This is a genomic window from Brevibacillus sp. NRRL NRS-603 (assembly GCF_003013445.1).
Classification (GTDB): Bacteria; Bacillota; Bacilli; order Brevibacillales; family Brevibacillaceae; genus Brevibacillus; species Brevibacillus formosus.
In genome coordinates this window covers 1-10525 of the sequence record NZ_PXZN01000093.1, presented here as the reverse complement: position 1 = coordinate 10525, position 10525 = coordinate 1, and the positions used below count along the sequence as shown (strand labels likewise).

Genomic DNA, 10525 nt, shown 5'->3' with positions numbered 1-10525 from the left:
TGTCCACAACGAAACAGCCAATTTTGGCATCAAGCGCCATGATTAACTCATCACGAGATTTGTTGTTGCCATGAAAATGGATGCGCTCTACGGGGAATCCAGCTTGCAGAGCCGTGTATAATTCGCCGCCAGATACTACATCGAGTGACAAGCCTTCCTCTTCAACCAGCTTGCACATCGCCATCGTGCAAAAAGCTTTGCTCGCGTAAGCAACCTGGAACGAAAAACCCGTATTGTGAAACGCATTGACAAATTCCCGGCATTTGGTGCGAATTTGTTGTTCGTCATACACATATAAAGGTGTTCCGTAAGTAGCAGCTAGCTGTGTCGTATCGCAGCCTCCGATTTCCAAGTTTCCTTGTTCATTCACTCGACTTGTCCCGTGTAAGTACATGTTCCGTTTCCTCCCCAATTCATTCGCACCGATGATGTAAATAGACAATTTTTTATAGAGAAAGGCAACCAACAAGGAGCGTCAGTTGCCATACAGAAACTTTTGTTCGTAAGGCTTCCCTACAATTTACTACAAGGTTGTGCGTTTGACAATGGGTGATGTCATCCGTTTTCAGAATATTATTGCCGGGAGGAATTTTGCGAGCGAACGATACTCGGCCTGTTGTTTTTGCTTGGCACAGCCAGCCGTACCACAATATCCTTCATCCCTTTGTAGTTGAATGGAATGAACGGCCATAAGTAAGGCGTATTGAGCGAACGGGTGGAAGCCAAGAAAACCAGGATGAGCGTAAGTCCGATCATCAGTCCCGGTGTAGAGAAAAAGCCCACCATGAGAAGCAGAAACAAGCGAATAAGTCGATTGGCCAAGCTCAACTCATAACTGGGAGTCGCATACATCCCGATTGCCGCCACTGCCAAATACAAGATAACCTCGGGTGCAAGGAGTCCTACCTTGATCGCCACATCCCCAACCAGAATCGCAGCCAATAAACCTACGGCAATCGAGAGTGGCGCAGGCGTATGAATGGCGGCCATCCGCATCAAGTCCAGACCAACCTCAGCGATCAAGAATTGTGCCAAAATAGGAATGCTACCCATCTTTTTGATCCCTAAGAAATGAAGTGGCTCCGGTATCATGGAAGGATGCATGACCAAAAGCAACCAGACCGGCAAAACAAAAACCGAAGCAAAGATCCCCAAAAAACGAACCCAGCGCAGATAAGCACCGATCACCGGTGTTTGGCGATACTCCTCCGCATGCTGTACGTGATGAAAATAGGTCGCGGGTGTGATCATGACGCTCGGGGATGTGTCTACATAGATCAATACATGCCCTTCCAACAGGTGCACCGCTGCCACGTCAGGACGCTCCGTATAGCGGACGAGCGGGAACGGATTCAACGTCTGCCCAATGATAAATTCTTCGACCGTTTTTTCTGCCATTGGTATCCCGTCTATCTGGATGTTTTGCAGACGTTCCTTCAAGGTGTTGACCAACTCTTCATTCGCTACATCCTGCAAGTAAGCCACAGCTACGTCTGTTTTGGTACGTTCTCCAATTTGCATGATTTCAAAACGGAGCCGTTGGTCACGAATTCTTCGCCGGGTTAGACTTGTATTGGTTATGAGCACTTCTGTAAATCCGTCATGCGCTCCCCGAACGATTCGCTCCGTATCTGGTTCCTGTGGTGAACGATTTGGCAGTATTTTTGCGTCGAGAATGATCGCGTGACGCGATCGGTCGATGATAAGCCCTACTTGACCGACGAGCAATTTGTCCATGAATTCGTCTGTTGTTTCCACCTTGCTGAGCTGAAAGAAAGGGATGAATTTGTGGAACAGCTGGTCGAAAGCGTCGTCTGCCAGCTCACGGTCGCGCACATCATTCAACTCACGCATAATTTGCGAAATGAGCAAGCTTTCTGCGAAGCCATTTATGTAATACAGCAACATTCGTGTATGACCCACATAAAAATCATGGACCCCAATATCAAAGCTCTTACCAACACCGAGTCTGTCGTTTAAATACCTCTGATTCTCTTCAAGATAAGTCGAGATGGGATGCCGTTTTTCCGTGACCTGTGCCATGAGCGCCGCTCCTTTCCATTATCCATTGCACCGCTCTCGTTGTGATGGGACAACCGTTTTGCAAACTATCCCTGCCTTCCATTTTGCCTATATCTCCAATGCCAATGACATTCGGTACATGCAAAGAATTCAAGATGTCTACGGTATCTCCATAAATCTGATGCTGAAGTTGTTCGTCTGCGTATCCGTCTTTGTCCACCGCTTCGTCTACAATTTGTCCTTGGTTGTTTACGGAATAAGCAACAGTCGCACCCTTGACCCAGTGTGTATTCGAGGCTACTGCAATCGCACCGATAACTTCGATATCAGGATGCTTCACCACGTATTCGAGTGCTCGCTCCCCTCTACCCTTGCCGTAATCTCCATTGTCATCGAACATGACGATAACAGGATCGTATGGCGTCATTTTAATCAGTTCGACTATCTGATTCCCACGCAGTGGGGTCGGATTCCCCGCAGACAGCGATATACATCGACCACCAAATTGCTTAGCGACATTCTCGATTACTTTTTGGGCAATATGATCTCCGTCTGTCACGACTATGACTTTCCGGCGCACTGTGTCCATGCTGGGTCACCGCCTTTTACTGCCTGGACTTACCCTTTGGGTTTAAAAATGAGTGAGGCAAAAAATCCGAATGCAATCGCAGCCGATATACCCGCACTCGTAACCTCAAAAATCCCCGTTGCCACACCGATGAACCCATGTTGTTCGGCCTCGCTGATGGCTCCATGATACAAAGAGTGACCAAAGCTCGTGATCGGTACAGTCGCACCTGCGCCTGCAAAATCAATAAACCTGTCATACACCCCGATAAAATCGAGAAAGACTCCTGCCACGACCAGCGTACTCATGACATGAGCAGGCGTTAGCTTGCCAACATCCAGAAGGAGCTGACCTACTACACAAACCAATCCCCCTACGACAAAAGCAATCAGGTATTCCATTAGCTGCCTCCTTCAAGCGCAACCGCGTGTGCGATGCACGGTATCGAATTTCCCTGCTGAGTGCTTACCGGACTTAAGAGTGCTCCCGTGGCGCAAACCAACACGTTTTTCAGTAACCCACGGTTGAGCTGATCAATAATGTAGCTATACGTGACCACGGCACTGCTTGCACAACCGCTCCCACCTGCAAATACATCCTGATCAGGGGAGTAAATCATCAACCCACAATCATTGTAGACTTGATCCATGTCGTATCCTTCTGCCAACATGAGTTCCTTTAGAATCGGGTACCCGACAGCAGCCAAGTCGCCAGTCACGATCAAATCATAGGTTTCTGGGGAGCGCCCCGTATCTTGAAAATGCGTCTGGATCGTTGAAGCAGCTGCTGGCGCCATCGCCGTCCCCATGTCAAACGGGTCTTTAATCCCCATGTCGACTACTTTTCCCATCGTCGCATATGTAATGCGCGGACCATTTCCCCCTATCCCAACCAATCCCGCGCCGGCTCCTGTCACTGTCCACTGGGCACTTGGGGGCTTCTGTCCTCCGTATTCCGTGGGATAACGATACTGCCTCTCCGCAGTGGCATTGTGGCTACTGCAAGCAGCGATCGCCCTGTTTGCATAGCCTGCGTTTACCAGAGCCGCCGCATTTGCCAGTGTGAGCATCGAGGTTGAGCACGCTCCGTACATGCCAAGCAGGGGCATCGCCAGCTTTTCTGCCGTAAAGTTGGTCGTGATGTTCTGATTCAACAGGTCGCCGGCGAGAATGATATCTACATCCTTGCCCGTGATCCCCGCCTTTTGCAGCAAGGTATTCACTGCATCCTCCATCAGCTGGCGTTCGGCGTCTTCCCATGTCTGTTGGCCTGCATACATATCGTCGTGGATTTGATCAAACAAGTGCGCCAGCGGTCCTTCGCCTTCTTTTGGTCCCACAGCAACTGCCGAGCTTTGCAGACGAACATTTTGATCGAAGTGCCAGGTTTGCCGATTGACTCGTTTCACTGGTTGATTGTTTGACACCGACAGCCCTCCCTTAGAAAAACATGTTGATCAGGCTCTTTATTATTCCCGCAATGAAAGCGGCAACAACCCCAAATACAATGACCGAACCAGCGAGCTTAAACATATTTCCCCCAACGCCAAGCACATACCCTTCGCTCCGATGTTCGATGGCAGCAGAAGCGATCGAGTTGGCAAAGCCTGTAACAGGAACGGCTGATCCTGCTCCGGCATACTGCCCGATATTGTCATACACACCTAATCCTGTGAGCAAAACGGATAGAAAGATGAGCGTCGCAACTGTCGGATTGCTTGCCGTTTTCTCCGTAAATCCGAAGAAGGTGATATACATATTTTGAATGGCCTGACCCAACAAGCATATGGTCCCTCCCACCCAGAAAGCACGAAACGAGTTAAGCAGAACATTTCGTTTGGGCTGGAACTTGGAAGCCTGCTGTTGATACAGCTGTTTGGTCATCTGCATCGATCCGGGGTTTTTGGATTTTGTTTTGGTTGCCATGCCCTTTCACTCCCTTTATAAGCTTTCTTCCTATATCCTTCCTTTTTCTAAAGATGCCTATGAATAGTGGTATTTACCATTTCACAGATGGAGAAGCCATTGCAGTAAGGAACCCGTCACTTTTCCCAAAACCACTGCCATCAACAGAAAGAGAAGACTGCCATCCATGTGAATCCGCTTCGCTAATATCGGGAAGACATTCAGTACCTCTGTTAGGCCTGCGGCAAGTGTCCCCACAAATATCCCTGCGAATAACCCGTAAATCGAAGAAACGATAACAGGCAAACGAGCACCCCAGTGAAAAAAATCAATAAACGTAAAAAAAAGCGCTCCTGCCACCAAGGCCCATTCCAGCGAGCGGATATATCGATGAGCATTTGTTAATTGTGTCAACCTTGGAATGATGTCCAGAACTGTAATAAACGCAACCAGCCCGCTCCCTACTGCAAGCCCTCCACCCAGCCCGATCAAAATAAGCAATAAGCACTTGATGACACTCATTTCTTCGTCCGTTGGTTTTCCTTGTTTTCATTTTGTATGTAGTATTGATCCAGGCTTTGCTGATACATAAACAATTCCACTTCTAGCGGACTAGGTTCTTCGTTGATTTTTTTCTCGAAGATATGATTGAAAAACAGAATCATCCCCAAGCCGATTCCGATGGAGTAAGGAATTTGCATCCACAAGGGCTGATGGCTTTTTTCACCTGTAATCAGATAGTAGATTCGTTCGTGAACCTGCATCATGCTGACATCGGTATGGAAATTCATGATCGCCAATCCTGAGCCAATGAACAGTAGAAGCCACACCATCGCCACCAAGATCGGGTTCGATTTCTTTCGTGGATTGAGCACCTCAACAATGATTTGGGGAGAACCCTGGACGTCCAGTTCCACGTCGGGATAGACAGAACGCAGCCTTTTAATCACCTGCATAATATCGATAATGATCAAGTTGCCATCCGTTGGCTTTGTCTGGTAAATGGGCATCCTATTTAACGCTTCCTCGCGCTCTCCATCCCAGTAAAGCTGGCAAATGTCCCCAAGCGTAATCATGGCTTGTGGCTGTACGGCCAATCGCTTTCTCAGGCGCAGAAACAACGCGTCTTTCATGGTACCTTCCCCTTCCATCACATACCTGATTATTCGCTAGTATGTGCCGAGCCACAAAAGCCATGCAAATAAACGGAAATGATCATTTTTTTGCTGACGCAAGCGGCCACATTCTGTTTCATGAAAAACGTCGAGTCGTAATTACAAAACAAAACACCCCTGCCACGTAGTGACCGGAGTGTTTGCATCTGTTAATGCTCAATTTGATCTTTGATCGTTTGCAAAATGCGCTTCTCGAGGCGCGATACCTGTACTTGCGAGATTCCTAGCCTCTCCGCTACTTCCGATTGCGTCTGATCCTTGTAGTAACGCAGGTAGACAATGAGTTGTTCCCTCTCGCTCAACCGACTGATCGCATCCTTGAGCGCAATCTTTTCAAACCATTTGTTGACCCCTTCATCCGCAATCTGATCGATCAACGTAATGGGATCCCCGTCATTTTCAAAAACCGTTTCATGGATGGAAGAAGGTGCTCGATTTGCTTCTTGAGCAAACACGACTTCTTCTGGCGTAATCCCCACCGCGTCCGCAACCTCCGCAATCGTGGGTGCGCGACCGAATTGCTTGTACAGCTCATCCTTTGTTCGTCGTACCTTATTCGCTGTTTCTTTGAGTGATCGACTTACCTTGACTGTACCGTCATCGCGTAAGAAGCGTTGAATTTCCCCAATAATCATCGGCACAGCATAGGTTGAGAATCGAACATCATAGGAGAGATCAAACTTGTCTACGGCTTTCAAAAGGCCAATACAACCGATCTGAAACAAATCATCCGCTTCATATCCACGGTTGATAAAGCGCTGGACGACGGACCAGACCAGCCGAATATTGCTATTGACGAGAAGCTCCCGTGCCTCCGTGTCTCCAGCTTGGCTTTTGGCGATTAGCTCTTTTACTTGGTCATTGGTCAGAAATGGTTGACTCGCGTTTTTGATATCGGCACCCATAGGCACTACCCCTAATTTTGCAAGGCTTTGGCAAACGCCAGGCGTTTGGTGAGGCGCACAGTTGTACCTTTACCCACAACCGTTGCCACTTCCAAAGAATCCATGAAATTCTCCATAATCGTAAAGCCCATTCCAGAGCGCTCCAGCTCCGGTTTCGTCGTATAAAGTGGCTGCATCGCCTGCTCCACGTCCTCAATTCCACGTCCATTGTCTTCCACAATCAGATCAATGCTGTCCTCTTGAATTCGCACAGAGATCTGTACCACACCCTCTGGATTTTCGTCATAACCATGAATAATGGCATTCGTAACAGCCTCGGATATAACGGTTTTAATTTCTTCGAGCTCGTCCATCGTAATATCGAGTTGCGAAATGAAGGCTGCAACTGCTACACGTGCGAATGCTTCATTTTGGCTCAATGCTGCAAACGACACTGACATAAAGTTACGCTGTACCATCATTACGCCACCCCCAGAACATGCAAAGCATCCGCTTCGTTTTCGCGAATCTTGATCACTTTGAATAACCCGGACATCTCAAATATTCGATAGATCGTAGGATTGATCGAGCAGACGTACATTTCTCCAGATCGGGCAGAAATCTGCTTGTATCTTCCCAAAATAACCCCGATACCAGAGCTGTCCATAAACGTCAAATCAGCCAGACTCAGCACGATATGACGTATAGTAGAGGTACGCAAAAGATCATCCGCCTTCTTGCGCAGCTCCTCTGCCGTATGATGATCAAGCTCACCTTGCAAACGGATCACTAGCACATCCTGCCGTGTCTCCATCGCAACTCGTAAACTCATAGCTGCCACACTCCTTCTCCCTTGATAGAAACTCTCTTTCTTCCTCAGCTAAACCAATTCCTGCCAGCCGACAAAAGAACAAAAAAATCGAGCAGCCGCGCCTTTCCATTCGGGGCAACTCGATTCTTTTCGCGCTCGTGCTGTCTGTCAGTAGTTAATCAAAATGCTCTTGGTGGTTCGCTTGAGAATCTCCCACATGTTGGCTTTATCTACCTGATCTTCTGGGAACAGATCAATTCGATTTACTTCTTTGCCATCCTTCGTGCGGATGAAAATGTGGCCGATTACTTGGTTCTTTGCTATCGGAGCTTGAATCGCCTCATTGATGACAATTTCCCTCTGGTAGGTATCGGCCGATTCACCTTTTTTCATCAACAAACTAACTGCATGTGGTGTCACCGCATTGATTTGTGGTTTCTGACCTTTATCTACTACGAGTGCACGCACAGGTTCTCCCTTTTTGTACATCGGCATCACCTGAAAGTGTGTGAATGCGTAATTGAACATGGTCGATACTTCATTATTGCGCGTTTTTACATCAGGCTCACCCATGACGACTGCAATGACACGCATGTTGTTACGTTTGGCAGTCGCTGTTAAACAGTATTTCGCTTCGCCTGTGTACCCTGTTTTCAAACCGTCGACCCCTTCATAAAAACGCACTAGCTTATTCGTATTCACAAGCCAGAAGGGGCTTTCTGTATCTTTTCGCAAGTAGTCTTGATACGTACCGGTGAACTTTGTAATGCCTTCGTGCTTTAAGAGCTCACGTGACATGATCGCAATATCTGCTGCCGAAGAGTAGTGATTCGCGGCAGGAAGTCCATTTGAGTTGACAAAATGCGTATTTTTCATGCCGAGCTGCTGTGCACGTTCATTCATTCGCGCGACAAAACTCTCTTCTGTCCCAGCCAAGTGCTCAGCCATCGCGACAGAGGCATCATTCCCTGAGGCAATTGCAATGCCTTTCATCATGTCCTCTACCGTCATTTCTTCACCGGGCTGTAGAAAAATTTGCGACCCGCCCATCGATGCTGCTCTTTCACTTGTTCGAACCTTATCGGTAAGCTTAAGCTCTCCCCGCTCCACCGCTTCCATGATCAAAAGCATGGTCATTACTTTGGTGATACTGGCGGGTGGCATTTTTTCATCGGCGTTCTTTTCATACAAGACTGTTCCCGTATCCGCTTCAATCATCACTGCGGATGAAGCTTGTGGGGCAAAATGATTGTCACCCTTTTGCTGTCCAGCCTTTTCTTTGGCAATAGCCATCGGAGAAAAGATGGTAAAGCACATAACGAAGCATAGAGCGAGGTATCCATTCCGTTTCATAGCAGTCTCTTCCCTCCATTCATGGTTTTATTCTCACCATCATGAAAGGAAAATATTCACACAAAAACGGCAAGATTATCTTCTCGAAAGCACATCTGGTTAGACAAAAAAATCCCTTCTGCTACTAACAGAAGGGACACTTTCCTAAATGACGAAGCGGCTCACATTTTGCGTTAGCTCGTCCGCCATTTTTTTCAATTGCTCTACGTTTTCATTAATGCGTGCAATCGAATTCAATTGTTCATCCACTGTCTCTACCACACCTGAGATGGATTCACTAATTTCATCTGACATAGTGGCAAGACGCTGCATGGAGTTCGTCACAACCTGATTACCTGCCGCCATTTCTTCCGAGGTCGCCGTCATTGATTCGCTCTGCTCTGCAGCCGATTGAATCTCTGCCACGATATTTTGGAAAGCAGTACCCACAGACTCTACTGACTGCAAGCCTCCGCTCACCATGGTAACGATCTCGTCCATATGCTTGCTCATATCCATTGCCTCATCATTGATCGAATGGGCAATGGCAGCGATACGCTCAGAGAAGGAGCTGCTGTCCTCTGCAAGCTTGCGAACCTCGCTGGCTACAACCGAGAAGCCTCGTCCAGCATCTCCAGCACGGGCAGCCTCAATAGCTGCATTCAGCGCCAGCAGATTCGTCTGCGATGCAATACTCGTAATCATTTCGACGATGCTCGTAATTTCACGAGCCCTCTCACGAAGACTGTGCATTTGCCCAGCCGTACGTTCTACCTCACCAGTGGCACGTCTTACCGTATTGATTACGTTCTCCACTAACTCCATTCCGCCTTGCGCTCTCTCAAACGTACGGGTCGTGGCAACCGATGTAGATTCGGCAGCCACTGCTACCTGTTCAACGCCTTCCGATATTTCCGAGACGGTATTGGCCGTTGCTTGCACCTCATTCGTCTGCGTAGAAACACGTTGGGCAATCGTTGAAATATTATCCGTAATGACGTTAATGGCACCTTTGTTCTCTTGCGCAAAAAGTGTCAGCTCATCTGTCGCTACGTTCAGTTGTGTTGCTTGTCCCTGTACTAGGGCAATCAGCTTGCGAAGTTCAGCAGCCATGTCATTCATTTTGCGGCCAACCATAGCCAGCTCGTCATTGCCGTTTACCTTTACGTTGATATTAAAATGTCCGGCGCCGATTTGATCCATATCCCGGGCTATCGCAAACAAGGAAAGCCGAATCCGTTTCGCAAACCACCAGATCGCCCAAACCGAGAGGCCGATGATCGGCAAGCTGAAGAGTACGAAGTACAGCCACATTCCGTCTACTTCACCATACACCTCGTCGGTTCCCGTGGACAAAACCACATTCCATTTCAACATCGGAATTGGTGCAAAAGCTGCAAATGAATCAATACCATGATCCGAGTACAATAAGCTGTTACTTGTCTCATGCTTCATCAGGGCAAGCATCTCTTCATAATCTTTGTCGCCAGCCAGCACGAGCTTGTTGTTGTTGTTCGGATTTTGATGGGCGACAACCAAACCATCTTGTCGAACGACAAAAGCGTAGCCATTCTCCATGAAAGAGATCTCAGGGATCTTTTGAATCATTTGATCAATCGTAAAGCCAACAACGAACAAACGGCTCGTATCGTCGGCCTTTTCCCCAATGGGTGTCGCAATATAAAGAAAACTCTTGTTGCTGCCTTCAACGATTTCTTCATCAGAAATAACCAAGGATTTCGTCGTTAGTGCTCTTTGGAAGTACTGCTTTTGCTTGAAGTCAATCTCATTTGTCCCGGTCAAGGAATACAAGGATTTCCCGGTAGTCG

General features: G+C 47.8%; 13 protein-coding genes. All 13 read right to left on the bottom strand.

Going from position 1 to position 10525, the window contains the following annotated elements; all coding sequences use genetic code 11:
* The coding region (locus tag C7R94_RS28400) for a diaminopimelate decarboxylase family protein (RefSeq protein ID WP_483296252.1) at positions 1–394 on the bottom strand (394 nt) is incomplete at its 3' end.
* A 179-nt stretch (positions 395–573) separates the two neighbouring features.
* Complete coding sequence (locus tag C7R94_RS28395) at positions 574–2043, bottom strand: spore germination protein (RefSeq protein WP_106785895.1); 1470 nt, start codon at positions 2041–2043, stop codon at positions 574–576.
* On the bottom strand, positions 1997–2611 hold the full coding sequence (gene spoVAEA, locus C7R94_RS28390; protein WP_047068911.1) for a stage V sporulation protein SpoVABEA: 615 nt from the start codon (positions 2609–2611) through the stop codon (positions 1997–1999). The genes C7R94_RS28395 and spoVAEA overlap by 47 nt, the downstream gene beginning before the upstream one ends.
* Positions 2612–2640: 29 nt before the next feature.
* A complete protein-coding gene (gene spoVAE / locus C7R94_RS28385) occupies positions 2641–2991 on the bottom strand; it encodes a stage V sporulation protein AE (protein ID WP_106785894.1) in 351 nt (116 codons plus the stop codon).
* Entirely contained in the window at positions 2991–4016 is a 1026-nt protein-coding gene (gene spoVAD, locus C7R94_RS28380; RefSeq protein WP_106785893.1) for a stage V sporulation protein AD, read from the bottom strand. The genes spoVAE and spoVAD overlap by 1 nt, the downstream gene beginning before the upstream one ends.
* A gap of 13 nt (positions 4017–4029) precedes the next feature.
* Positions 4030–4515: a stage V sporulation protein AC gene (gene spoVAC, locus C7R94_RS28375; RefSeq protein ID WP_047068907.1), complete on the bottom strand. Its 486-nt coding sequence runs from the start codon at positions 4513–4515 to the stop codon at positions 4030–4032.
* A gap of 81 nt (positions 4516–4596) precedes the next feature.
* Positions 4597–5016 carry a stage V sporulation protein AB gene (locus C7R94_RS28370; protein WP_106785892.1) on the bottom strand — a complete coding sequence of 140 codons (420 nt, stop codon included), beginning with the start codon at positions 5014–5016 and terminating at the stop codon, positions 4597–4599.
* Positions 5013–5627 (bottom strand): stage V sporulation protein AA, encoded by a 615-nt coding sequence (locus C7R94_RS28365; RefSeq protein ID WP_106785891.1) that lies wholly within the window; start codon positions 5625–5627, stop codon positions 5013–5015. Before C7R94_RS28365 ends, C7R94_RS28370 begins: the two co-directional genes overlap by 4 nt.
* A 191-nt stretch (positions 5628–5818) precedes the next feature.
* Positions 5819–6574, bottom strand: a complete 756-nt coding sequence (gene sigF, locus C7R94_RS28360; protein WP_005827375.1) for an RNA polymerase sporulation sigma factor SigF — start codon at positions 6572–6574, stop codon at positions 5819–5821.
* A gap of 11 nt (positions 6575–6585) precedes the next feature.
* A complete protein-coding gene (gene spoIIAB / locus C7R94_RS28355; RefSeq protein WP_007724107.1) occupies positions 6586–7035 on the bottom strand; it encodes an anti-sigma F factor in 450 nt (149 codons plus the stop codon).
* Positions 7035–7385, bottom strand: a complete 351-nt coding sequence (spoIIAA, locus tag C7R94_RS28350) for an anti-sigma F factor antagonist (protein WP_106785890.1) — start codon at positions 7383–7385, stop codon at positions 7035–7037. Before spoIIAA ends, spoIIAB begins: the two co-directional genes overlap by 1 nt.
* Before the next feature lie 147 nt (positions 7386–7532).
* The gene (locus C7R94_RS28345) at positions 7533–8717 is read right to left on the bottom strand and encodes a D-alanyl-D-alanine carboxypeptidase family protein (RefSeq protein WP_106785889.1); all 1185 of its coding nucleotides are present in this window, start codon (positions 8715–8717) and stop codon (positions 7533–7535) included.
* Between the two features lie 144 nt (positions 8718–8861).
* Positions 8862–10525: methyl-accepting chemotaxis protein (locus tag C7R94_RS28340; protein WP_106785888.1), on the bottom strand; the 1664-nt coding region annotated here is incomplete at its 5' end.

Coding starts and splice junctions, on each gene's coding strand:
- spoIIAA (WP_106785890.1), bottom strand. CDS start 7,385: ATGAGTTTACGAGTTGCGATGGAGACACGGCAGGATGTGCTAGTGATC.
- C7R94_RS28365 (WP_106785891.1), bottom strand. CDS start 5,627: ATGAAAGACGCGTTGTTTCTGCGCCTGAGAAAGCGATTGGCCGTACAG.
- spoVAEA (WP_047068911.1), bottom strand. CDS start 2,611: ATGGACACAGTGCGCCGGAAAGTCATAGTCGTGACAGACGGAGATCAT.
- C7R94_RS28395 (WP_106785895.1), bottom strand. CDS start 2,043: ATGGCACAGGTCACGGAAAAACGGCATCCCATCTCGACTTATCTTGAA.
- spoVAC (WP_047068907.1), bottom strand. CDS start 4,515: ATGGCAACCAAAACAAAATCCAAAAACCCCGGATCGATGCAGATGACC.
- spoIIAB (WP_007724107.1), bottom strand. CDS start 7,035: ATGATGGTACAGCGTAACTTTATGTCAGTGTCGTTTGCAGCATTGAGC.
- spoVAE (WP_106785894.1), bottom strand. CDS start 2,991: ATGGAATACCTGATTGCTTTTGTCGTAGGGGGATTGGTTTGTGTAGTA.
- sigF (WP_005827375.1), bottom strand. CDS start 6,574: ATGGGTGCCGATATCAAAAACGCGAGTCAACCATTTCTGACCAATGAC.
- C7R94_RS28345 (WP_106785889.1), bottom strand. CDS start 8,717: ATGAAACGGAATGGATACCTCGCTCTATGCTTCGTTATGTGCTTTACC.
- C7R94_RS28370 (WP_106785892.1), bottom strand. CDS start 5,016: ATGAGTGTCATCAAGTGCTTATTGCTTATTTTGATCGGGCTGGGTGGA.